Source organism: Geodermatophilus sp. SYSU D00705 (genome assembly GCF_054050135.1).
In genome coordinates, this window is sequence record NZ_JBJGYT010000039.1 from 1 (window position 1) to 23,349 (window position 23,349).

22 protein-coding genes are annotated in these 23,349 nt (G+C 74.2%); 7 read left to right on the plus strand and 15 right to left on the minus strand.

The genetic code is table 11. The features are described 5' to 3' along the window. On the minus strand, positions 1-586 hold a 586-nt coding region (locus ACI78Q_RS20825; RefSeq protein ID WP_456925364.1), incomplete at its 3' end, for a hypothetical protein. A gap of 298 nt (positions 587-884) precedes the next feature. Between ACI78Q_RS20825 and ACI78Q_RS20830 the strand changes: the two genes are divergently transcribed. From ACI78Q_RS20830 to pgi, 3 genes are all read left to right on the plus strand, one after another. Next, positions 885-2,429, plus strand: a complete 1,545-nt coding sequence (locus ACI78Q_RS20830; protein WP_456925365.1) for a DUF4389 domain-containing protein — start codon at positions 885-887, stop codon at positions 2,427-2,429. Positions 2,430-2,561: 132 nt separating this feature from the next. Continuing rightward, a complete protein-coding gene (locus tag ACI78Q_RS20835) occupies positions 2,562-3,305 on the plus strand; it encodes an ANTAR domain-containing protein (protein ID WP_456925366.1) in 744 nt (247 codons plus the stop codon). 76 nt (positions 3,306-3,381) lie between these two features. Further along, on the plus strand, positions 3,382-5,025 hold the full coding sequence (pgi, locus tag ACI78Q_RS20840) for a glucose-6-phosphate isomerase (RefSeq protein ID WP_456925367.1): 1,644 nt from the start codon (positions 3,382-3,384) through the stop codon (positions 5,023-5,025). Positions 5,026-5,037: 12 nt separating this feature from the next. Here pgi and ACI78Q_RS20845 read toward each other — a convergent pair whose 3' ends face one another. The 8 genes from ACI78Q_RS20845 to ACI78Q_RS20880 all read right to left on the minus strand — a co-directional run bounded on the left by ACI78Q_RS20845 (position 5,038) and on the right by ACI78Q_RS20880 (position 13,391). Then, on the minus strand, positions 5,038-6,660 hold the full coding sequence (locus tag ACI78Q_RS20845; RefSeq protein ID WP_456925368.1) for a peptide chain release factor 3: 1,623 nt from the start codon (positions 6,658-6,660) through the stop codon (positions 5,038-5,040). A gap of 178 nt (positions 6,661-6,838) precedes the next feature. Then, positions 6,839-7,276, minus strand: coding sequence for a VOC family protein (locus ACI78Q_RS20850; protein WP_456925369.1), 438 nt, complete (start codon positions 7,274-7,276; stop codon positions 6,839-6,841). Between the two features lie 38 nt (positions 7,277-7,314). Then, positions 7,315-8,481 (minus strand): alpha/beta hydrolase family protein, encoded by a 1,167-nt coding sequence (locus ACI78Q_RS20855; protein ID WP_456925370.1) that lies wholly within the window; start codon positions 8,479-8,481, stop codon positions 7,315-7,317. 22 nt (positions 8,482-8,503) lie between these two features. Continuing rightward, positions 8,504-9,256 carry an SDR family NAD(P)-dependent oxidoreductase gene (locus ACI78Q_RS20860; RefSeq protein ID WP_456925371.1) on the minus strand — a complete coding sequence of 251 codons (753 nt, stop codon included), beginning with the start codon at positions 9,254-9,256 and terminating at the stop codon, positions 8,504-8,506. Further along, the gene (locus ACI78Q_RS20865) at positions 9,253-10,215 is read right to left on the minus strand and encodes a fumarylacetoacetate hydrolase family protein (RefSeq protein ID WP_456925372.1); all 963 of its coding nucleotides are present in this window, start codon (positions 10,213-10,215) and stop codon (positions 9,253-9,255) included. Before ACI78Q_RS20865 ends, ACI78Q_RS20860 begins: the two co-directional genes overlap by 4 nt. Next, positions 10,215-11,153: a VOC family protein gene (locus ACI78Q_RS20870; protein ID WP_456925373.1), complete on the minus strand. Its 939-nt coding sequence runs from the start codon at positions 11,151-11,153 to the stop codon at positions 10,215-10,217. Before ACI78Q_RS20870 ends, ACI78Q_RS20865 begins: the two co-directional genes overlap by 1 nt. Positions 11,154-11,241: 88 nt before the next feature. Continuing rightward, positions 11,242-12,372 carry an FAD-dependent oxidoreductase gene (locus ACI78Q_RS20875; RefSeq protein WP_456925374.1) on the minus strand — a complete coding sequence of 377 codons (1,131 nt, stop codon included), beginning with the start codon at positions 12,370-12,372 and terminating at the stop codon, positions 11,242-11,244. Between the two features lie 11 nt (positions 12,373-12,383). Then, positions 12,384-13,391, minus strand: a complete 1,008-nt coding sequence (locus ACI78Q_RS20880; RefSeq protein WP_456925375.1) for a cyclase family protein — start codon at positions 13,389-13,391, stop codon at positions 12,384-12,386. A gap of 86 nt (positions 13,392-13,477) precedes the next feature. Between ACI78Q_RS20880 and ACI78Q_RS20885 the strand changes: the two genes are divergently transcribed. From ACI78Q_RS20885 to ACI78Q_RS20895, 3 genes are all read left to right on the plus strand, one after another. Further along, positions 13,478-14,398: a LysR family transcriptional regulator gene (locus ACI78Q_RS20885; protein ID WP_456925376.1), complete on the plus strand. Its 921-nt coding sequence runs from the start codon at positions 13,478-13,480 to the stop codon at positions 14,396-14,398. A 121-nt stretch (positions 14,399-14,519) separates the two neighbouring features. Next, positions 14,520-15,764, plus strand: coding sequence for an MFS transporter (locus ACI78Q_RS20890; protein ID WP_456925377.1), 1,245 nt, complete (start codon positions 14,520-14,522; stop codon positions 15,762-15,764). A 212-nt stretch (positions 15,765-15,976) separates the two neighbouring features. After that, on the plus strand, positions 15,977-16,726 hold the full coding sequence (locus ACI78Q_RS20895; RefSeq protein WP_456925378.1) for a glycerophosphodiester phosphodiesterase: 750 nt from the start codon (positions 15,977-15,979) through the stop codon (positions 16,724-16,726). 35 nt (positions 16,727-16,761) lie between these two features. Here the strand turns inward: ACI78Q_RS20895 and ACI78Q_RS20900 are convergent, their stop codons facing one another. The 5 genes from ACI78Q_RS20900 to ACI78Q_RS20920 form a co-directional block, all read right to left on the minus strand. Then, complete coding sequence (locus tag ACI78Q_RS20900; protein ID WP_456925379.1) at positions 16,762-18,261, minus strand: flavin-containing monooxygenase; 1,500 nt, start codon at positions 18,259-18,261, stop codon at positions 16,762-16,764. A gap of 25 nt (positions 18,262-18,286) precedes the next feature. Further along, positions 18,287-19,102 carry an alpha/beta fold hydrolase gene (locus ACI78Q_RS20905; protein ID WP_456925380.1) on the minus strand — a complete coding sequence of 272 codons (816 nt, stop codon included), beginning with the start codon at positions 19,100-19,102 and terminating at the stop codon, positions 18,287-18,289. A gap of 142 nt (positions 19,103-19,244) precedes the next feature. Beyond that, positions 19,245-19,379: a hypothetical protein gene (locus ACI78Q_RS20910; RefSeq protein ID WP_456925381.1), complete on the minus strand. Its 135-nt coding sequence runs from the start codon at positions 19,377-19,379 to the stop codon at positions 19,245-19,247. A gap of 82 nt (positions 19,380-19,461) precedes the next feature. Beyond that, positions 19,462-20,025, minus strand: coding sequence for a TVP38/TMEM64 family protein (locus ACI78Q_RS20915; protein ID WP_456925382.1), 564 nt, complete (start codon positions 20,023-20,025; stop codon positions 19,462-19,464). Positions 20,026-20,033: 8 nt separating this feature from the next. After that, complete coding sequence (locus tag ACI78Q_RS20920) at positions 20,034-21,719, minus strand: ribonuclease J (RefSeq protein WP_456925383.1); 1,686 nt, start codon at positions 21,717-21,719, stop codon at positions 20,034-20,036. Positions 21,720-21,789: 70 nt separating this feature from the next. On the opposite strand from ACI78Q_RS20920, the gene ACI78Q_RS20925 reads away from it, so the two are divergent. Further along, complete coding sequence (locus tag ACI78Q_RS20925; protein ID WP_456925384.1) at positions 21,790-22,326, plus strand: N-acetyltransferase family protein; 537 nt, start codon at positions 21,790-21,792, stop codon at positions 22,324-22,326. Here ACI78Q_RS20925 and ACI78Q_RS20930 read toward each other — a convergent pair. Continuing rightward, entirely contained in the window at positions 22,272-23,330 is a 1,059-nt protein-coding gene (locus ACI78Q_RS20930) for an NAD(P)H-dependent flavin oxidoreductase (protein ID WP_456925385.1), read from the minus strand. The two genes, ACI78Q_RS20925 and ACI78Q_RS20930, sit on opposite strands and share 55 nt — an antisense overlap. Positions 23,331-23,349 lie beyond the last annotated feature (19 nt).

The window sequence follows — 23,349 nt, forward strand, 5'->3', positions numbered from 1 at the left end:
CGACGGGGGGGTGGGGGGCCCGGACGACCACGCGCGCCCGGCCCCCCCCCCCGCCCCCCCCCCCCCCCCCCCGCGGGCCCCCCCCCGGCACGTAGGGGACGACGGCGGTGGCGAGGGCCGCGGCGACCGCCGAGTGGCCGGAGACGAAACCCAGCCCGCCGACCGGGCCCTCCGGGAAGTGGGCGTCGAGGGGGAACCCGCTCGGGCGCTCCCGCTGCACCACGCTCTTCACCAGGTCGGCGGCGAGGTAGGCCAGGACACCGGAGATCAGCATGTCCCGGGCCATCCGCACCCTGCGGGTCAGCGCGGCGATCGCGGCGAGCACCGGCACCGCCACGACGTTGCCGAGCTGCATGACCGCCCACACGACCGGGAAGATCTCGGGGGGCAGGTCGTTGACGACCTGGAACAGGTTGCGCTCGAACACCGGCAGCCGGCCGCGCTGGGCGATGAGCAGGCCCAGGCCCAGCACGGCGAACCCGAGCACGACGCGCACCAGGTCGCCGGAGTGCCGCTGGACCGGGCGGCGGGCGGTGCGCGGCGGCCGCACCGCCGCCGCGCCCGGCGGCGCGACGCGGGAGGTCATGGCCCGGCCCGGACCCCGGCGCCCCCCTGCCGCGGGACGGGCGCCGCCGACCGGCGTCGTGCCATGCCGATCCCTCCTCGACCGCGCCGTCCCCGACCGCCGGCTGCCAGCATGCCCGGCCGCGGGGGGCCGTGGGGAGGGTGCCGGCGGGCCGCGCGGGCAGCAGGGACCTCCGGCACCGTCGGGACGACGACGGAGGGTGGTGTCGGCGCGACCGGCCCCGGCCCAGGCTGGGCGGCGTCCGCCGACGGCCGGCGCACCACGCGCAGCCGGGGCGGGCGGAGCGGAGGTCCTCCCGGTGACCGAGCAGCAGACGCCCTACCCGGTGCGGGTCGACGCGCGGGTGGACCCGCCGCTGTCGCGCTGGCTGTGGCTGGTCAAGTGGTTCCTGCTGATCCCGCACGCCGTCGTCCTGGCGTTCCTGTGGGTGGCCTTCGTCGTCCTGACCACGGTCGCCTGGTTCGCCATCCTGATCACCGGCCGCTACCCCCGGGCGCTGTTCGACTTCGACGTCGGGGTGCTGCGGTGGTCGTGGCGCGTGCACTACTACGGCTACGCGGGGCTGGGCACCGACCGGTACCCGCCGTTCACCCTCGCCGACGTCCCCGACTACCCGGCCCGGCTGGACGTGCCCTACCCCGAGCGGCTCTCCCGCGGGCTGGTGCTGGTGAAGTCCTGGCTGCTGGCGCTGCCGCACTGGCTGGTGCTGGCGCTGTTCGTCGGGGGTGGCCTCTGGCTCACCGGGCAGGACGGGTGGGAGGACTCCGGCTGGGCCGGTGGCGGCCTGGTCGGGCTGCTGGTGCTGGTCGCCGCGGTCGTGCTGCTGTTCACCGGCCGCTACCCGCAGCCGCTGTACGACTTCGTGCTCGGCATGGACCGCTGGGTGCTGCGGGTCGCCGCCTACGCGGCCCTGATGACCGACCGCTACCCGCCGTTCCGGCTCGACATGGGTGGCGCCGACCCCGCCACCGCGGCGGCCGGGCCGCTCCCGCCGCTCCCGCAGGGGCCGGCCCGCGCGGTGCCGGGCGGCTGGAGCGCCGGCCGCGTCGTCGCCCTCGTGGTGGGCGTGCTGCTGATGCTGGTGTCGACCGGCCTCCTGGCCGGGGGCACCGGCCTGGCGGTGGCCGACACCACGCAGCGCGAGGACGGCTACCTGTCGACGCCGACCGCCGAGCTCACCACGTCCCGGTACGCGCTGGTGACCGGCTCGATCACCCTCGACGTCGCGGGGGACGAGTGGCTGGTCGACGACGTGCTCGGCGACGCGCGCCTGCAGGTCACCCCGGCCGACCCGGCGGTGGCGGTCTTCGTCGGCGTGGCCCGCACCGGTGACGCCACGCGGTACCTGTCGGGTGTGGGGCACCGGCGGATCGACGACCTCGGCTCCGACGGCGGCCGCGTGCGGGGCGTGGACGTCGCCGGCGGCGCACCGCAGAGCGCGCCCGGTGCCCTCGACATCTGGGAGGTCCAGGTGCAGGGCACGGGGACGCAGACCCTCGAATGGACGCCGTCCGACGGCAACTGGACCGTGGTGGTCATGCGGGCCGACGGCACCGCCGGGGTGGACGTCGAGGCGCGGGCCGGCGTCACCGCTCCCGCCCTGCCGTGGCTGTGGGGCGGCCTGCTGATCGTGGGCGCCGTCCTCCTGGTGGGCGGTGCGGTGCTCGTCGCGCTCGCGGTGCACCGCGCGTCGTCGTCCCCGGGGCCCGGCGGTGTGCCCGCGCAGCCGGTCCCGCCGCCCGGGCCGTCCGTGGCCCCGCCCGGACCGCCGCCCGCGCCGCCGGCGCCGCGCACCGCCCCGGTCACGGACCAGCCGGTGCGCGACCCCGGGCCCGCGGGCTGACCCGCCGCCGTCGGCTGCGATCCTGCGGCGCCGCGCGCGAAGGTCTGTCGCCGCGGCGCCGGAGACGGCACGGTGGGCGCCGTGGTCCCCAGGTGCGAGGGGCGGCCGGACGCAGCAGATCGAGGTCTTCCCATGGTGGTCCACGAGCGGAGCCGGGCCACGGCGCGGGATCCGGGGGAGGCGTTCGCCGCGCTCACCCGGTTGCGTGTCGCCACCCAGCCGCTCGCCGAGACCCTCGGCCGGATCGCCGAGCTGGCGACGGCGGTGCTGCCCGGCCCGGTGGAGGCGGCGGTGGCCCTGCAGGGTGCCGGGCACGACGTCGTCCGCGGGGCGACCGCACCGCTGGCGGCCGCGCTGGACGGCTGGCTGCACGCCGCGGGCCGCAACCGGCGCGCGGGCGGCGCGCCGGTGCTCATCCCGGACACCGCCCGCGACCCGGCGCTGCGGGAGTTCGCCGCCCACGGGGTCACCAGCGTCCTGTCGGTCGGGCTGACCGTGGAGGGGCGCACCGTCGGGTCGCTGACCGTCGTGCGCACCGGCGGCGGCCCGTTCGACGTCGCGGCGGTGGAGCTGGCCCGGGCGTTCGCCGCGGTCGCCGCCGGGGCGGTGGCCCGCGCCGGTGAGCACGCGACGGCGGCGGAGACGGCGCGGACGCTGCGCCTGGCGATGGAGTCCCGGGCGGTCATCGAGCAGGCCAAGGGCGTGCTGATGGGGCGGCACCACTGCTCGGCGGAGGAGGCGTTCCGGCTGCTGTCCACCGAGTCGCAGCGCACCAACCGCAAGCTGCGCGACCTCGCCGCGGACCTGGTGGGCGCCGTGCAGCGGCGGCCGGCCCGGCCGCGGGGAGCCGCCGTCCCGGGGCGCGGGCCGGGCTAGTGCCGGACGGCGCGTTTGTGCTGGTGGTGCACGGCGCACCAGGCTGAGGGGGATCCCGATCGCGCCCGGAGGCAGCATGGACACCAGCCTGGACATCACGGCGACCCCGGAGTGGGCCGCTCTGGCCGAGCACCACCGCGCCCTCGCCGGCCGGCACCTGCGAGAGCTGTTCGCCGAGGACCCCGACCGCGGACGGCGGCTGACCGCCCGCGCCGGCGACCTGTACCTCGACTGGTCCAAGCACCGGGTGACCGACGAGACGCTGCGGCTGCTGGTCGCCCTCGCCGAGCGGGCCGGCCTGCGGGAGCGGATCGACGCCATGTTCCGGGGTGAGCACGTCAACCCCACCGAGGACCGCGCCGTCCTGCACGTGGCGCTGCGGGCGCCGGCCGGTGCCCCGCTCACCGTCGACGGGCAGGACGTGACCGGCGACGTGCACGCGGTGCTGGGGCGGATGCGCTCCTTCGCGCAGCGGGTGCGCTCGGGGGAGTGGGTGGGGCACACCGGGCGGCCGATCCGGGCGGTGGTCAACATCGGCATCGGCGGCTCCGACCTCGGCCCGGCGATGGCCTACACGGCCCTGCGCGCCTACAGCGACCGCGACCTGACCGCGCGGTTCGTCTCCAACATCGACCCGACCGACTTCGCCGAGGCCACCCGCGACCTCGACCCGGCCGAGACGCTGTTCGTCGTCTCGTCGAAGACGTTCACCACGCTGGAGACGCTGACCAACGCCACCGTCGCCCGCGACTGGCTGCTGCGCGGGCTGGGCGGCGACGAGTCCGCGGTCGCGAAGCACTTCGCGGCGGTGTCGACCAACACCGAGGCGGTGCGCGAGTTCGGCATCGACCCGCAGAACATGTTCGAGTTCTGGGACTGGGTGGGTGGCCGGTACTCCTTCACCTCGGCCATCGGCCTGTCGCTCATGGTGGCCATCGGCCCCGACACCTACGACGAGATGCTCGCCGGGTTCGCCACCATCGACGAGCACTTCCGCACCGCGCCGTTCGAGGCGAACCTGCCGGTGCTCCAGGGCCTGCTGAACGTCTGGTACACCGACTTCTTCGGCGCCCAGACCCACGCCGTGCTGCCCTACAGCCAGTACCTGTCGCGGCTGCCGGCCTACCTGCAGCAACTGACGATGGAGAGCAACGGCAAGTCGGTGCGGTGGGACGGGCAGCCGGTGACGACGGCGACCGGCGAGGTCTACTGGGGCGAGCCGGGCACCAACGGCCAGCACGCCTTCCACCAGCTGCTGCACCAGGGGACGTCGCTGGTGCCGGCGGACTTCATCGGCTTCGGCGAGCCCAACCACGACATCGGCGAGATGCACGACCTGCTGATGGCCAACATGTTCGCCCAGTCGGCGGCGCTGGCCTTCGGGAAGACCGCCGAGGAGGTCGCCGCCGACGGGACGCCGGCCGAGCTGGTGCCGCACAAGGTCATGCCCGGCAACCGGCCGTCGACGACGATCCTCGCGCCGAGGCTGACGCCGTCCACGCTCGGGCAGCTGGTGGCCCTCTACGAGCACACGGTCATGACCCAGGGCGTCGTGTGGCAGATCGACTCGTTCGACCAGTGGGGCGTCGAGCTGGGCAAGGTGATGGCCCGCGAGCTGGCCCCGGCCCTGACCGCCGCGCAGGCGCCGCAGCTGGACCAGGACGCCTCGACCTCCGCCCTCGTCGCGCACTACCGGCAGCTGCGCGGCCGCCGCGTGTGAACCGGCCCGGCGTCAGCCGAGGTCGGCGGCCACCATCGGGACGAGGGTGAGGTGCGGCTTGTTCTGCTCGAGCACCCGCAGCGACCACTTGTCGGTGAACAGCGCCAGCAGCTGCCCGTCGGGGCGCGCCAGCACCTCGGCGTTGCGGTGGGCGGCGAGCTCGGCGGCCGACTCCGCGTCGGTGATCCGCGCCAGGTTGTAGGGCAGCGGCTCGAGCGAGATCCGGGCGCCGAACTCGTGCTCCATCCGGTGGCCGGCCACCTCGAACTGCATGGGCCCGACGACGGCGAAGACGGGGGCGCCGTCCCCGCGCCGTTCGGAGACCAGCACCTGGACGACGCCCTCGCCGGCCAGCGTCTCGATGCCCTTGCGGAACTGCTTGTACCGGCTGGTGTCGGCCACCCGGGCGACCGCGAAGTGCTCGGGCGCGAACGTCGTCACCGGCGGGTAGGTGACCGGCCGGCCGGCGTGGAGGGTGTCGCCGACGCCGAGCGCCGCGGCGTTGACCAGGCCGACGACGTCCCCGGGATAGGCGGTCTCGATGGTCTCCCGGTCGCGGCCGAAGACCTGCTGGGCGTACTTGGTGGCGAACGGCCGGCCGGTGCGCGCGTTGGTGACGACCATGCCGCGCTCGAAGACCCCGGAGCAGACCCGGATGTAGGCCAGCCGGTCGCGGTGGCCGGTGTCCATGCCGGCCTGCACCTTGAAGACGAAGGCGCTGAACGGGGCGTCGAGCGGGTACGGCTCGCCGTCGGCGTCGGGGCGCGCGGTGGGCGCCGGGGCGAGGTCGACGAGGACGTCGAGCAGCTGGCCGACGCCGAAGTTGGAGACGGCGGAGGCGAACAGCACCGGCGTCGTGGCCCCGGCCAGGAACAGCTCCTGGTCGTGCTCGGCGCCGGTCTCGGCGAGCAGGTCGGACTCCTCGACCGCCTGCTGCCAGGCGTCCCCCTCGCGGGCGGCCGCCGCGGCGGCGGGGAAGACCTGCTCGGGGGCGACGGTGGCGCCGCCCGCGGTGCGGGTGAAGTGCCGGTAGGTGCCGTCGCGCCGGTCGAGGACGCCGCGGAAGTCGCCGGCGATGCCCACCGGCCAGGTCAGCGGCGTGGGGGTGAGGCCGGTGCGCTCGGTGATCTCGTCCATCAGCGCGAGCGCGTCCATGCCCGGCCGGTCCCACTTGTTGACCACGGTGATCACCGGGATGCCGCGGTGCTTGCAGACGGCGAACAGCTTCATCGTCTGCGCCTCCAGGCCCTTGGCGGCGTCGACGAGCATCACCGCGGCGTCGACCGCGGTCAGCACCCGGTAGGTGTCCTCGGAGAAGTCCGCGTGGCCGGGGGTGTCCAGCAGGTTCACCACGCAGTCGCGGTAGGCGAACTGCAGCGCCGCGGAGGTGATCGAGATGCCGCGGTCGCGCTCCATGTCCATCCAGTCGGACACGGTGCCGCGCCGGCCGGCCTTGCCGTGCACCGCGCCGGCCGAGCCGATCACGCGGGCGTGCAGGGCCAGGGCCTCGGTGAGCGTCGACTTCCCGGCGTCCGGGTGGCTGATCACCGCGAACGTCCGCCGCCGCGCGACCTCCCCGACGATCCGGTCGTCCGCCGGGCGTGCGCCGGCGGTGGCCATGGGGGACGAGCTCACGGGGGGACTCCTGGGTACGTGGGGCGGGCGGGGCCGCCGTTCCCGGACCGCTGGGCTGCGGAGACCGCGTGCGGTTCCGGGGCGCCCCTCCCTCCGACGTTACGGCACGCAGGGGTGCCGGGGGCGCGCCGTGCCGGTCACCTCCGTCACGCGGTGGTGCCGGCGCCCGGGGTGTCGGTCAGCGGAGTTCCTCGACCAGTCCGATGACGACGCCCGCGGGGCCGCGGACGTAGCAGTACCGGTAGGCGTCCCCGTACTGCGCCACCTCCCCCACGAGTTCGGCGCCGTGTGGGCGCAGGCGGGCGAGGACGTCGTCGACGGCGTCGACGGCGAACGTGAGGCGGGGGATGCCCGGGGTGTCGATCGGCGCCCACGGAGCACCGCTGGTGGCCGTCGGCGCGGAGAACGTCGACAGCTCGACCCGGCCGCGGCCGTCCGGGGTCCGCAGGAAGGCGAGGTCCGCCCGGACGCCGTCCAGCCCGACGAGCTGGTCCACCCACGTCCTCTCGACCGCGGTCTCGCCCTCCAGTTCCAGGCCCAGGTCGACGAAGAACCCGATGGCCGCGGCGAGGTCCTCGACCACGACGCCGGCGTGGTCCATCCGGTAGACCGTCATGCCCCCGCAACGTAGGGGAACGAGGACCTCAGCCGGACTCACCCGCGCCCGAGCTCGGCGAAGGTGTCGGCCACCCAGTCGGCGACGAACGTGCTCACGTACGGCAGGTGGTCCAGCCCGATGTGCTCGGTCGCGCCCTCCTCGGGGGTGAACACCCGCAGCTCGCGCTTGGGCGAGTTCACCGCCTGGTCGTACGAGCGGTGCGCGTACTCCAGCGGGATCTGCCGGTCGTTGGCGCCGTGAGCGATGAGGAAGGGCACGGTGATGTTCTCGACCACGCCGTCGAGGTGGACGTCGTCGGCGAACTCGATGAACCGCTGCAGGTCCTCGTGCCCCCACACCCACAGCACGTGCTCCCAGTAGTGGGGGACCGGCCGCTCGCCCTCGCGCTCCAGCCGCCGGCGCTGCACCGCGCCCCAGTCGTGGTTGGCGCCCCAGGCCACGCACAGGGCGAACCGCTTCTCGAACGCGGCCGCGCGCGGGGCGTAGTAGCCGCCCAGCGACCAGCCGACGATGCCGATCCGCGCGGCGTCGACGTCGGGCCGCTGCTCCAGCCAGTCGACGGCCGCGCCGGCCCAGGCCTCGGTGTCGATGCGGGCGGTCAGCCCCTGCAGCCGCAGCGCCTCACCGGTGCCGGGCTGGTCGAGCATCAGGCAGGAGATGCCGCGGGCGGCGAGCTCGGCCCAGTGGTCCGAGGAGTACATGTGCTCCTTGGTCGAGTCCAGCCCGTTGACCAGCACGATCACCGGGGCGGGCCCGTCGTCGGTGGCCGGCGCCGCACTGAAGTAGGCCGGCAGCGTCGTCCCCTCGTAGGGGATCTCGACGCGGGAGACGCGGGGGCTGTGCAGCTCGAAGGCCTTCTGCGCCAGCTCCAGCAGCCGCCGGTAGGTCGGGATCCGGTTCGGGTCGGAGTGCGCGAGCATCCGCTCGGCCTGGGCCAGGTAGTTGCTCGCGCGGGAGTAGAGCTGGCCGGCGGTACGGGTGTGGCCGGCCTTCTCGGCGTCCTCGGCCTGGCCGACGAGCTGGTCGGTCAGCGCCGTCCAGGCCCGGAGGAAGTCCGGGGTGCCGGCGTCCTCCCCGGCGTTCGCGGCGTCCTTGATCGGCCGGCAGGCGCGGTCGACCTCGTCGATCAGCCCGCCGGAGTTCAGCGTCGCGACGACGCTGAGGTTCCAGGTGTAGGGGCCGGTGGGGAAGTACTCGAACACGGTGGGGTTCCTCTCGGGTGGTTCAGGAGGCGGCGCGGACGGCGTCGCTGATGCTCTTCACGCCGCCGTGGGCGGTCATCCCGCCGTCGACGGGGATCTCGGCCCCGGTGATGAAGGAGGCCTCCTCGCTGAGGAGGAAGGCCACCAGCGGGGCGACCTCGTCGACGGTGCCGGTGCGGCCGAGCGGTGTCTCGGCGACGTTGGCGGCGCGGAACTCCGCGGCCGCCGACGCGGTCATCGGCGTCTCGATGTAGCCGGGGTGCACGGTGTTGACCCGGATGCCGTGCGGGCCGAGCTCCAGGCACGCGGCCTTGGCCAGGCCGCGCAGCGCCCACTTCGACGCGGTGTAGGCGACCGGGAAGTGGCCGGTCAGCGCGGCGACCGAGCCGACGACGACGACCGACCCGCCGGCGGTCATCAGCGGGGTGAGCGCCTGGATGCCCAGCAGGGTGCCGGTGACGTTGACGTCGGCGACGCGGGTGAGGTCGGCCGGGTCGAGGTCGGCCAGCCGGGCCCGCCAGGTGACCCCGGCGTTGGCGACCAGCCCGTCGACGACGCCGTACCGGGCCCGCAGGTCGTCGGCCAGTGCGGCCCAGCCGTCGGCGTCCGTGACGTCGAGCTGCCGGTACTCCACGCCCGGCAGTTCCTCGGCCGGCTCCGGGGTGCGGTCGCAGCCGACCACCGTCGCGCCCTCGGCCGCGAGCAGCCGCGCCTCGGCCGCGCCCTGTCCCTGGCCGGCGCCCGTGACGACGACGACCTCGCCCCGCAGCCTCATGCGGGTCGCTTGCGCAGCCGTGGCCGCGGCCGGGCCGGGCGGACCGGGGGCAGCTCGCGGCCCTCGACGACGCGGTTGCGGAGGGTGCCGATGCCCTCGACGGTCATCTCCACGACGTCGCCGGGGCGCAGCGGGGGCGGGGTCTGCTCGCCGCGGCGGCCCCACAGCTCGGCCAGGCAGCCGCCGTTGCCGCAGGTCCCCGAGCCCAGCACGTCGCCGGCGCGGACCTCGGTGCCGCGGGAGGCGTAGGAGATGAGCTCCTCGAACAGCCAGCCCATGTTGCTCAACAGGTCCTGGCCGACCTCCTCGCCGTTGACCGAGACCCGCATGTCCAGGGCGAGGAAGCCCTCGTCGTCCCGGTAGGCCTCCAGCTCGTCGGCGGTGACCAGCCAGGGGCCGAGGGTGGTCGCGGAGTCCTTGCCCTTGGCCGGGCCGAGCTTGACCGCCATCTCCCGGAACTGCAGGTCGCGGGCGGACCAGTCGTTGAGCACGGTGTAGCCGAAGACGTGCTCGCGGGCCTGCTCCGGCGTCAGCGACGAGCCGTCCCGGCCGACGACGACGGCCACCTCGAGCTCGAAGTCGAAGCGCTGGGAGCCGGGCGGGACCGGCACGTCGTCGTGGGCCCCGACGAGCGCGTACGGGTTGGTGAAGTAGAACGTCGGCGCCTGGTACCACTCCGGCGCGACCGCCTCACCGCTGGGCGCGACCATCCCCTCGACGTGTTCCTCGAACGCGACGAAGTCGCGCACCGTCGGCGCCGCCAGCGGCGGCAGCAGCCGGACGTCTCCGATCGGCACGGCCGGCCGGTCCAGGGCGAGCGCGCCGAGGTCGAGCGCGGCGGGGAGCCCCGCGCGGACGAGGTCGAGCACCGTCGTCCGCGCGGGGAGCTCGTGCAGGCCGGCGTCACTCACGACGCCGGCGCGGACCGCGCCGTCCGCCTCCCAGGTGGCGAACCGCATCAGACCGGCGGGGCCACGAACAGGCCCTTGTCCGGGTCGTTGAACGACTTCGCGGCGACGAACTCGTTCATGGCGTTGGCGGTGCCCCACTGGTCGGAGACTTCCGGCCGGGTGAAGTCGTAGACGTGTGGGTGCCAGGTGTCCTCGTCGAGGACCTCCAGCTCGGTCGTGTACTCGACGGTGTTGCCGTGCGGGTCGAGGAAGTAGGAGAAGGTGTTGTTGCCGGCCAGGTGCCGGCCGGGGCCCCAGATCTTCTCCACGCCCGCGCGCAGCAGCCGGCCGGTGCCGCGCATGTACTCGTCGATGCCGCGCAGCTCGAAGCTGGCGTGGTGCAGCGAGGGGTGCGGGCCGCGGGCGATCGCCATCGAGTGGTGCCAGGCGTTGGTGCGCAGGAACCACATCATGCTGCCCATCCGCGGGTGCATGAGGGTGTCCGACAGGGAGAAGCCCAGGTGCCTGTCGTAGAAGGCGACGGTGCCCTCGGGGTCGGCGGAGTTGACCACCACGTGCGACAGCCGCACCGGGATCGACTCACCCGCCTCGACCGGGCGGTGCTGCCGCACGGCGACGTCCGAGCTGACCTCGACGGTGCGGCCCTCGTTGTCGAAGAACCGGAAGCCGTAGCCGCCGCCGGGGGTCTGCAGGGTGCCGGGCTCGGTCACCAGCTGCACGCCGTCGGCGGCCAGCCGCCCGGCGAGGGTGTCGACGTCGGCGGCGTCCTTCGCGCCGAAGGAGATGAGGTCGATCCGCTTGTCGGCGGACTCCCGCAGCCGGACGACGTACTGCTCGGGGCTGCCCTCGGCGGCGAGGAAGGTGAGGCCGGAGTCGGTGTGCTCCTCCTTCAGGCCCCAGGTGTCGGTGAAGAACCGGCGTTGGACGGCGAGGTCGGGCACGGCCAGGTCGACGTGCCGCAGGTGGGTGATCAGGCGCTGGGGCATGGTGGTGTCACTTTCTTCCGATCATGACGGCCCTCCTGCAGGGGCCCGGCGCGAGCTCGCGAGCGCTGGGGGCAGGAGGGTCCTCTTGTCAGGCGGGCTGGCTGGTCAGCTGGGCGATGCGGCGCATCACGCCGGGGACGTCGCCCTGGACGTGGTCGAGCTGCCACTGGGCGACCTGGTTGGAGGCCTCGACGACGGTGCTGGCGCGCTCGAACCGGCGGGCGGTGAAGGCGTCCCACAGCGCGTCGTCGACGGCGTCGCGGGTGAGCAGCAGGTCGGTGAGTGCGTAGGCGTCCTCGAGTGCCTGCGCGCCACCCTGGGCGACGGTGGGCGGGCAGGTGTGCGCGGCGTCGCCGACGAGCACGACCCGGCCGCGGTTCCACGGGGCGGGCAGGACGTGGGTCTCGAACCAGGTGTAGTTCACCCGGCTCGGGTCGGTCAGCGTCTCGCGGATCTCGTCCCACGGGCCGTGGTAGGCCTGCGAGAGCTCCTTCATCGTGGCCAGCTGCTGCTCGGGCGTCAGGGGAGAGCGGTCCTGGGCGGGCTCGACGATGTAGGCGTAGAGGCTGTCCTCGCCGGTGGGGCAGTAGCCGGCGATGAACGAGGGCCCGCCGTAGAACAGGTCGGTACGGGTCACGCTGGCCGGCCGGGGGCCGAAGACCCGCCAGATGCCCATGCCGACCGACGTCGTCTCGAGGTCGATGCCCAGCGCCCGGCGGGTCCAGGAGCGGACGCCGTCGGCACCGACCACCAGCTCGTAGCGGTCGGTCGAGCCGTCGGCGAAGGAGACGTCGACACCGTCCGCGTCCTGGCGCAGCTCGGTGTGCGTCGTCCCGAACCGGACCTTGACGCCGACCGCGACCGCGCGGTCGACGAGGATCCGGGCCAGCTCCGGGCGGGACATGCCCATGGCAGCGGGCAGGTCCGGGCCGCCGGTCCGGGCGTCGGGGATCTCGGCGACCACCGTGCCGGACGGGTCGGGCGCCCGGATGCCGGTGACGTCGAAGGCGTAGCCGGCGGCCCGCACCTGCTCCCAGACGCCGAGGGTGCGCAGCTCGCGCAGCGCGTTGCCCTGCAGCGTGATGCCCGAGCCGAGCGCGGTGGTCTCGGGCTTGATCTCCACGAGGTCCACGGCGACGCCGGCCTCGGCGAGGCGGATGGCGGTGGCGGTGCCGGCCAGGCCGGCGCCGACCACGAGGACCGAGTTCACGGCGGGCACGGGCGTGCTCCTCACTTGACGGCGATCGGGTTGACCGGGGCGCCGACGGCGCCGGTCACGGGCAGGGGAGCGGCGGTGAGGAAGAAGTCCCACCGGCCGTCGGCGGCGCAGTCGGCCGCGAGCGCGTCGAGGTCCCACATCTCGCCGATGAACAGGCCCATGTTCGGGATGGCGACCTGGTGCAGCGGCTGGAAGGCGACGTCGAACTCGTTGGGCCGGACCTCGAAGCCCCACGTGTCGGTGGCGACACCGGCGATCTCGGTGCCGTGCAGCCAGTCGGCGGTGGTGAAGCTCAGGCCGGGGGAGGCGCCGCCGGCGTAGTCGCCCCAGCCGCGGCCGGCGGCGATGTCGCGGCGGGCGCGGGCGAGCCGGCCGGTGCGCACCAGCAGGAGGTCGCCGCGGCCGACCCGGGCGCTCTCGCCCTGGGCGGCGATGGTCGCCTCGAGGTGCGCAGGCGTGATGGCGAAGCCGTCGGGCAGCTCGCCGTCGGTGCCGAGGGCCCGGCCGACGTCGAGCAGCACACCGCGGCCGGCGATGCGGTCGGCGACGGTCTCGATGCCGGTGAGCCGGTCGCCCTCGCTGGTGACGACGTCGCCCGCGCGGCGGCCGTTGTAGGCCATCCCGTGGTCGAAGATGTGGCCGAGGCCGTCCCACTGGGTGGAGGCCTGCAGCGGCATGAAGATGACGTCGTCGGCCCCGCCGATCCCGTGCGGGAAGCCCTGGGTGCCGCGCTCGGCGTCCACGCCGGTGTCGGTCATCGTGTGCACCGGGTTGACCCGCCGCCGCCAGCCCTTCTGCGGGCCGTCGGTGTCGAAGCGCTGGGCCAGCGAGAAGCTGGCGCCGCGGCGCACCAGCCGGGCGCCCTCGACCCGCTTGGCCTCGTCGAGGAAGTTCAGCGTGCCGAGCACGTCGTCGGCGCCCCAGCGGCCCCAGTTGGAGCAGCGCTCGGCGGCGGCGGCGATGGCGCCCTCGGGGTCGGCGGGGTCCAGCGGCGGGACGTCGGTGGTGGTGCGGGTCACGCCGTCCACGGTCGCGGGCGACCGGGTATCAGGGAAGACCGAAAGGGTGATGTCGGTCATCGATGGCATCTATAGGCTGCGCGACCGTGAACCTGGCCAACCTCGACCTCAACCTGCTGGTGTCGCTGGACGCGCTGCTCGGCCAGCGCAGCGTCACGCGGGCGGCACAGCAGCTGGGGCTCAGCCAGCCCGCGCTGTCGGCGTCCCTGGCCCGGTTGCGTCGGCACTTCGGCGACGAGCTGCTGTCGCGGGTGGGCAACAGCTACCGGCTGACGCCGCTGGCCGCGCAGCTCAGGCCGCGGGTGCGGCTGGCGCTGGACGGCGTGGAGCGGGTGTTCACCGCGCAGCCGGACTTCGACCCGGCCGGGTCCACCCGCGAGTTCTCCGTGCTGATCAGCGACTACAGCTGCGCCGTCCTCGGCGACACGCTGGCCCAGCTGTTGGAGGAGGAGGCGCCGGGGGCCCGGCTGCGGCTGGCGCACAACACCCCGGACGCGGTCGACCAGGCCCACCAGACGTTGCTCAACACCGACCTGATGGTGCTGCCGCGCGGCTTCCTCTCCGACCTGCCCTACGCCGACCTGCACCGCGACCGGTGGGTGCTCGTCGTCTCCTCCGACAACGCCGAGGTGGGGGAGTCGCTCACCGTCGAGCAGCTGCAGACGATGCCGTGGGTGGCCACGTACCACGGGCCGACGGCGTCCACCCCGGCCGCGCGGCAGATGCGGATGCTGGGCATCGAGCCGAGGGTCCAGGTGGTGACCGAGAGCTTCCTGACCGTGCCGGGGCTCGTGGCCGGCAGCGGCCGGATCGCGTTGCTGCAGGAGCGACTCGTCCGGTTGCTGCCGTTGGACGCCGGCATCCGGGCGCTGGCGCCGCCGTTCGAGGTGGGGCCGCTGCTGGAGGCGATGTGGTGGCACCCGCTGTACGACGGCGACCCGGAGCACATGTTCTTCCGGGACCTGGTGCTGCGGGCGGCGCACCAGGCGACCGACCCGGTCGGGTGAGACATCAGCCTCGCTGATAGGGCGCATCAGGACTTCGCCGTTCCCTGATGCACGTCGGCGTCCGCACACTCCTCCGCCAGTGACGCCGGTCACGGGACCGGCGCCCGATCGAGGAGTGCCCGTGTCGGAACGTGTCCTCAACTCGCCCGCGCCCGGAGCGGAGTCGCTGGCCGGCGAGGTCGCCGTCGACCCCGCCACGGCGCGACCGGCCGGCCTGCCGCAGGCGCTGGTCCTGCTGCTGTCCAGCTGCCTCGGCGTGCTGGGGTCGGTGCTGCTGGCGCCCGTGCTGCCCCGCATCCAGGATGCCTTCACCGGCACGCCGGGCGTGGAGGCCCTGACCCCGATCGTGCTCACCGCGCCGGCGCTGGTCATCGGCCTGACCGCGATGGTGGCCGGCCGGATCGTGGACCGGGTCGGCCGCAAGCGCCTGCTGGTCGGTGCCCTGGTCGCCTACGCGCTCGCCGGCACCGCGCCGCTCTGGCTGGACTCGCTGCAGCTGATCGTGGCCAGCCGCGTGCTGGTGGGGCTCACCGAAGCAGCGATCATGACCTGCTGCACCACGCTGCTCGGGGACTACTTCCACGGCTCGCAGCGGGAGCGCTACTTCGGCCTGCAGGTCGTGTCCACCACCGTCGCGGCCACCGTCTTCTTCGGTCTCGGCGGCGCCCTGGGCGCCCAGGACTGGCGCACGCCGTTCTGGCTGTACGCGGTCAGCCTGCCGCTGGCGGTGCTCGCCGCGAAGTACGTGTGGCAGCCGACGCCGGTCGCGCGGACCGAGAAGCTGCCGCCGATGCCGTGGCGGCAGATGGCCGGCCCGGTCGGCGTCACGCTCTTCGGTGGCCTGGTCTTCTACGTCCTCATCGTCGAGCTGTCGTTCGTCCTGGACGGCATCGGCGTGGAGTCCACCGGGACCATCGGCGCGGTCAGCGCCATCGCCTCGCTGGGCACGGCGGTCGGCGGGTTCCTGTTCGCCCGGGCCGCCCGCCTCGGCCCCGCCGTCACCGTGCCGGCGGCCTTCGCCCTCTCCGGGGTCGGGCTCCTCGGGCTCGGGCTCGCGAGCTCGGTGCCGATGGTGGTGGTGTTCGCCGTGGTCACCGGGTTCGGCAACGGACTGCTGCTGCCCGCGATGCTCAGCTGGGCGCTCGGGTCGCTGAGCTTCGAGCAGCGCGGCCGCGGCACCGGCGTGTGGACCTCGGCGATGTTCATCGGCCAGTTCGTCTGCCCGCTCGTGGTGCTCGGCCTCAGCGGTGCGATCAGCGGGCTGGGGTCGGCGCTCGTGGTCATCGGCGCCCTCGCCGTGGTCGCGGCGGTCGGTGTGCGGCTGGCCCGGCCGTCCGCGGCGGCCGACCCGGCGCTCACCCACTGACTCCTCCCACCCTCGGTCTCCCCGGCCGGCCGCGCCCCTCCTCCGAGGGGTGCGGCCGACCGGAGGCGGCGGTCGGTCGCCTCGTCGACAGGTCGACCCCGCGACTGGTCGAGGTGTCGACACGGGGCCCGCCGTCGGACCTTCACGGGCCGGACACCCGCGGCTCGTGTCGGCGTCACGGGGCCGCCGCCCGGCGTCGACAGCGTGCGGGCATGCGCGTCATCGGCCATCGCGGCACGCCCACCTGCCCGTCTCATCCCGAGAACACCCTCGCCGCCGTCCGCGCCGCCCTGGAGGCCGGCGCCGACGGGGTCGAGGTCGACGTCCGGAGCACCGCGGACGGCGTCCTCGTCGTCTCCCACGACCGCGACCTCGGGCGGGTGCTCGGCACCGGCGCCGGCACCGGGCCCGTGGTGGCCCAGACCTCCTCGGCCGAGCTCCTGGACGTCGAGCTCCCCGGCGGCACCGTCGTCCCGACCCTGGGTGCGGTGCTGGACCTCGCCGCGGTGTTCGGGGCGCACGTCCTCACCGAGGTGAAGCCGGAGGCCGGTGGGCCGGAGGCCTGGCGGACGGCGAACCTGCTGGCCGCCCACCTGATCGACCGCCGCCGGCTGCCCCGCGCCGACCGCGTCACGACCACGTCGTTTGACCTGACCACCGCCGCGTCGCTGTCCGGGTGCGGCACCGTGTCCAGCGCCCTCATCGTCGCGCCGGAGCTCGACCCCGACCGGGCCGCCCGTCAGGCCCGGGAGCGCGGGCTGACCGACGTCCACCTGTCGCCTCTGCACGTGCGGGCGGACCCCGGGGTGGTGGCCCGCGTCCGCGCGCTCGGCCTGCTGGTCGGCGTCGGCGTCGTCGACGACCCGCAGCTCGTGGCCGCCCTGGCCACCGAGGGGGTCGACATGGTCTGCACCGACGACCCGGCAGGCCTCGTTGCCGCACTCACGCCGGCCGCTGCCTGAGTGGGGGCGGGCGCGCCGTCCTGCCCGCCGGGGCTCTAGACCCCGGCGGCCACCAGCTCGTAGTCGCCGAGGTCGAGCTCCGAGGTGCGCTTGCGGTAGTCCTCGACGCTGCCGGACCAGTTGTTCGTGATGCGACCGTCAGGCGTCTTGTACCAGCTGTTGCAGGGGCCGGCGAAGGAGGTGCCGCGCAGCTCGTCCTGCAGCTGTGCGTTGTAGTGCTCGAGCACCTCCGGCCGGAGGTCCAGCGCGGCGCGCTCCTCCCTGCTCACCTCCAGGGCGCGGAGGACGTAGTCGAACTGGCACTCGAGCATCGCGATGATCGAGTTGTGGCCGAGGTTGGTGTTCGGCCCGTAGAGGATGAACAGGTTGGGGAACCCCGACACCGTCATGCCGAGGTAGGCCTCCGGCCCCTCCCGCCAGGCGTCCCGGAGCGAGACCCCGTCACCGCGGCGAGGCGGCCAGCTCTTCGGTGATCGGCCGACGATGTCGACGTGGCCGACGAAGGACAGCGTCTCGAAGCCCGTGGCGTAGACGATCACGTCCATCTCGTGCAGCCGGCCGTCCCCGGTGCGCACGCCGGCCGGCTCGATGCGCTCGATCCGCTCGGTGACCAGGTCCACGTTGTCCCGCATGAGCGCCGGGTAGAAGGTGTCGGCGATCAGCAGCCGCTTGCAACCGATCGGGTACTTCGGCCACAGCTTCTCGCGCAGCTCGGGGTCGGGGACCTGGCTCTCCAGGTGCTCCCGGGCGATCCGGGTGAACTCCTGGGCGACCGGGTTGTCCTCGAGCTTCATCGCCCCGATCCAGCCCTCGTGCTCCCAGTAGTAGCCGTCCCGGCTCTCCTTCAGCTTCGCCGGGTCCTCCAGGAACATCCTCCGCTCCTCGTCGGTGTACGGGCGGTCCAGGCGCGGCACGCAGTAGTTCGGCGTCCGCTGGAAGACCGTGAGGTGCCCGGCCACCTCGGCGACCTCGGGGATGAACTGGACGGCGCTGGCGCCGTTGCCGATGCTGGCGACCCGCTTCCCCCGCAGGTCGACGTCGTGACGCCAGCGGGCCGAGTGCCACGACGTGCCCTCGAAGTGCTCGCGGCCCTCGATGCCCTTGAAGCTCGGCCGGTTCAGCTGGCCCCACGCCGCCACGAACGCCCGTGCCCGGATCTGCTCACCGGAGAGGGTGGTGATGACCCACTGCGCGGTCTCCTCGCTCCACGCGGCCTCGGTGATCTCGGCGCCCAGGCGGATGTGGGAGTTCAGGCCGCGCCGAGCGACGAGGCGTTCGATGTTGGCCTGGATCTCCGGCTGGAACGCGAAGACGCGGCTCCAGTCCGGCTGCTCGTCGAAGGAGAACCAGTACAGGTGCGACTGGACGTCGCAGCTGGCGCCGGGGTAGCTGTTGTCCCGCCAGGTGCCCCCGACGCGGTCCTCCTTCTCGAGGATCACGAAGGACTCCTCGCCGGCCATCTTCAGCTTCATGCCCATCCCGAGCCCGGCGAGGCCGGCTCCGAGGATGGCGGCCTCGTACACCTCGGTGTCCATGCGTCCCCCTCTGTGTGGTGCGCGCTCAGCGCTGGATCGGGTGCTGGTCCAGGAAGTCGGTGACGATGCGCAGCAGGTCGTCGGGCCGTTCGATGTGCAGGCCGTGGCTGGACCCGGGGCCGGTCACGAGCTCGTAGCGGGCCCCGGGGATCCGGTCGGCGACCGCCTTGGACTGCCACTGCGGGGTGAGCAGGTCCTGCTCACCGACGACCACGAGCGTCGGGACGGTGATGCCGCCCAGCCGGTCCAGCGTGTCGTGCGCCAGGTCGGCGTCCCACTGCTCGGTGGTCACCGCCATCTGCGCCTCGTCCTGCGGGAAGGCCGGCAGCATCGGCTCGAGGAGCTGGAGGAAGTCCGGGCGGTCCAGCAGTTGCGGGGAGAACGCGAGCCCCGCGGCGCCCAGCGCCGCCTCCATGTCGCGGGTCGCGTAGGGATGCCGGAGCGCGGTGAACACCGACCGCTGGTGGCCGTCGCAGCGTCCCCACGTCGCGTAGAGCACGGCCGTCGCTACCTGCCGGGGGTGGGCCAGCGCCATCTCCTGGGCCACGGCCGACCCGAGGGACCAGCCCATGACGTGGGCGGAGGGCAGCTCCAGCGCCTCCAGCAGGGCGGCGGCGTCGTCGGCCAGGGACGCCGCGGTGATCGGACCCTCGCCCCGCTCGCTCCCGCCGAGGCCCCGGTTGTCGAACGCGATGACCCGGTACCGCTCGGCCAGGCGGGGGACGACCTCACCCCACAGGCCGATCGAGCCCGAGGTGCCCATCACCAGCAGGAGCGGATCGCCCTGCCCCGCCGTCTCGTAGTTCAGCCGGACGCCGGTCCGGACGGCCTGCTGTGGCATGGGGACCCCTGAGGACCGGGGCGCGGCCTCGTGGCCGTCGCGTGACCTCGGTCACAGGCTCCGAGTCTGACACGCGCCTCGGAACGGCGACCAGCCCGCCCGGACGAGATCCGGACGGGCTGGTCGGTCGATCGCCTGCGGGTCAGGCGGCGCGCTGTACCTGCCGGCCCACCCGCTCCGGGGCGTTCCAGCGCATCTCCATGTGCCGGCGCCCGGACGCGTCCACCACCGACACCCACCGGCACTCGGGACAGTTCTCGCTTCGCACGGCAGCCACCTCTCGTTCACCTGTTGTTCACCTTCTCGTCAGGGAACGGTCAGATCACACCCGCGCGGGCGGATCGTGATCGATTCGTGACCTAGAGCCAGCCCAGCACCGAGGCGCCGACGCCGACGTGCAGCACCGCTCCCGGCACCACGCCGACCGCCGTGCCCAGGGCGTGCGGCACCCAGCGCACGCTGGACAGCCCCGCCGCGTAGCTGACCACCCAGAACGGCACCGGGCTCACCCGCGCGGTGAGCACCGCGAGGAACCCGCGGTCGCGCAGCAGCCGGTCCGCCCGCGCCAACCACCGGCCGGTCAGCCGGGAGACGGCGTCGCGGCCCAGCCGCCGGCTCAGTGCGAAGCCCGCCAGCCCGCCGAGCAGGCCGGCCCCCACGGCCACCGCGAGCCCCGCGGGGAACCCGGCCGCGGCACCCAGCAGCAGCGACAGCGCCGTGCGCGGCACCGGCGTGCACAGCGCCAGCGCCACACCGCCGACCAGGAGGCCCCAGCCGCCCGGCCCCGTGTCGTGCAGCCAGGAGCGCAGCGCCGGGACGCCGGGCCGCTCCACGGTCAGCGCGAGGACGAGGCCGGCTCCGAGCAGCACGCCGAGGACGGCGGCCCGCAGCCGCCAGGCCGGTGCGGGCCCGTCACCCGGCACCGCCCGGCTCAGGCGTCGACGACGATCGGGATGATCATCGGGCTGCGGCGGTAGGTCTTGTTCGCCCACGAACCCACCGCGCGGGCGATCAGCTGCTCCAGCTGCACCGCCCCGCCGACGCCCTCCTCGGCCGCCCTCGCCAGCGCCTTCTCGATCACCGGGATCGCCGTCTCGAACGTCGCCTCGTCGTGCACGAAGCCGCGGGCGAGGAAGTCCGGCTCCTCGGCCAGGGCGCCGGTGTCGGCGTCCACGATCGCCACCACGGTGATGACGCCCTCCTGGGCCAGCGTGCGACGGTCGCGCAGGTGCGCCTCGGTGGCCTCGCCGACGGTGGCGCCGTCGACGTAGACGTTGCCCGCGGGCACCTTGCCGGTGATGCGCACCTTGCCGTTCACCAGGTCGACGACGACGCCGTCCTCGGCGATGACCACGCCGCGCGGGTGCACGCCGGTGCGGATCGCGATGTCGGCGTTGGCCCGGAGGTGCCGCCACTCGCCGTGCACCGGCATGACGTTGCGCGGGCGGACGACGTTGTAGCAGTAGGCGAGCTCCCCGGCGCTGGCGTGGCCCGAGACGTGCACCTTCGCGTTGCCCTTGTGGACGACGTTGGCGCCCCAGCGGGTCAGCTCGTTGATCACCCGGTAGACGGCGTTCTCGTTGCCCGGGATCAGCGAGCTGGCCAGCAGCACGGTGTCGCCGTCGGTGATCCGGATGACGTGGTCCCGGTTGGCCATGCGCGACAGCGCGGCCATCGGCTCGCCCTGGGAACCGGTGCAGATCAGGCAGACCCGGTCGGCGGGGAGCTTCTCCAGCTCCTTCATGTCGACCAGCAGGCCGGGCGGCACGGTGAGGTAGCCGAGGTCGCGGGCGATGCCCATGTTGCGCACCATCGAGCGGCCGACGAAGGCGACCTTGCGCCCGTGCGCGGCGGCGACGTCGAGGATCTGCTGGATGCGGTGCACGTGGCTGGCGAAGCTGGACACGATGACCCGCTTCGGCGCGGTGCGGAACACCGTCTCGATCGCCGGCACCAGCTCGCCCTCGGAGGTGGTGAACCCCGGCACCTCGGCGTTGGTGGAGTCGGTGAGGAAGAGGTCGACCCCCTCCTCACCGAGCCGGGCGAACGCGCGCAGGTCGGTGATGCGCCGGTCCAGCGGGAACTGGTCCATCTTGAAGTCGCCGGTGTGCAGCACCATCCCGGCCGGGGTGCGGATGGCGACGGCGAGCGCGTCGGGGATGGAGTGGTTGACCGCCACGAACTCGCAGTCGAACGGCCCGAACGTCAGCTCGTCGCCCTCGCGCACCTGGCGGGTCGCCGGCCGGATGCGGTGCTCCTTGAGCTTGGCGTCGACGAACGCCAGCGTCAGCTTCGACCCGACCAGCGGGATGTCGGGGCGCTCGCGCAGCAGGTAGGGCACGCCACCGATGTGGTCCTCGTGCCCGTGGGTGAGCACGATCGCCTCGACGTCGTCCAGCCGGTCCCGGATCGAGGTGAAGTCCGGGAGGATCACGTCGACCCCCGGCTGGTGCTCCTCGGGGAAGAGCACCCCGCAGTCGACGATCAGCAGCTTCCCGGCGAACTCGAAGACCGTCATGTTGCGGCCGATCTCCCCGAGACCGCCGAGGGCGACCACCCGCAGGCCGCCGTCCGGGAGCGGCGGGGGTGTGCGGAGCTCGGGGTGCGCGTGACTCATGCCGTCAACGCTACGGCGGCGCTCCGGTGCGCCTGCGCCGACCGGCCGGAACCCGGGTTGGATGGGCCCGGTGAGCACGGGATGGCTGGTCAGGGACGCGACCGTCGACGACGCCGCGGCCTGCGCGGAGCTCTACGCCCCCTACGTCCGCGACACCGCGATCTCCTTCGAGACCGAGCCCCCGACGACCCCGGAGATGGCGACCCGGATCACCGCGGCCCTCGCCACGCACGCCTGGGTGGTGCTGGAGGACGGCGGCCGGGTCGCCGGCTACGCCTACGGCGCGCCGTTCAACGCGCGGCCCGCCTACCGCTGGTCGGTGTCGGTCAGCGTCTACACCGAGGAGGGACGCCGCCGCCCCGGGGCCGGCCGAGCGCTCTACGCCGCCCTGTTCGACCGGCTGGCCGCCCGCGGCTACCGGATGGCCCTCGCCGGCATCGCGCTGCCCAACGACGCGAGCACCGGCCTGCACCGGGCGCTGGGGTTCGAGCCGGTGGGCACCTACCGACGGGTCGGCTGGAAGCACGGCCGCTGGCACGACGTCGCCTGGTGTCAGCGCCCCCTCGGCGACGTGGACGCCGACGGCGAGCCGGAGCCGCCACGCTGAGTCGGCGCGACGACATCGCCGCGCGGTGACTCCCCGACACCGGAGCCGAGAGACTGGTCCGCCCAGGTCGCCACCTCGGCGACCACCTCGGCGGCCGGCCGGATCGCGGTCACGTCACCGACCCCCTCCCCGGCGTACAGGGCCATCGCGTCGACCGATCCGGACACCGCCGCGATCGGGGGCATGCCCGCTCCGCGCGGCAGGGGCACCTCCGCACCGCGCGCCCGGAGGGTGCCGACGAACTCACCGTCGAACCGGGCCACCCGCTCCACGGCGCTGCGCAGCACCCTGGCCCGCGGGCTGGTCGCGCACAGCGGGCACTCCACGGCGAAGGAGCCGGTCACCACGGTCGACCCGGCGGAGGCGCCCACCAGGGCCTGCCGGTAGTCCGGATGGGCCCCGGACTCCTCGGTCGCGACGAACAGCGTGCCGATCCGGGCGCCTGCTGCGCCGGCCCTGAGCACCGCGGCGAGCGCGGGCCCCGACGCGATGCCGCCGGCGGCCAGCACGGGCACCCGGACGGCGCCGAGCACGTCGTCCAGCAGCACGCGCAGCGGTTGCGTGCCCCGCACGTGGCCACCGGCCTCGGTGCCCTGCACCGTCACCAGGTCGCACCCGGCGTCCTCCGCGGCGCGCGCCTCGCCGACCGAGCCGACCTGCCAGCCCACCAGTGCACCGGCGGCGTGGGCCAGCTCCACCAGCCGCGTCCGGGGGGTCAGCCAGAAGAAGTCGAGCAGCCGCACCCGCTCGGCTGCGGCGGTGACGACCTCCTCGTCGACGTCCTCGGTGAGGACGTTCACCGCGATGACGCCGGCGGTGCGCGCCCGCACCCCGTCGACGGTCCGGACCACCTGGTCCGCCGTCATGCCGATCGCGCCCACCGTCCCCACGCCGCCGGCCTCGGCGACCGCGGCGACGAGGGCGGGTGTGGACACCGCCCCCATCGGCGCCTGTTGCACCGGCACGGAGCAGCCGGTGAGCTCGGTGAAGCGGGTCGTTGCCATGGCGCCTCCTGGGCCGGCC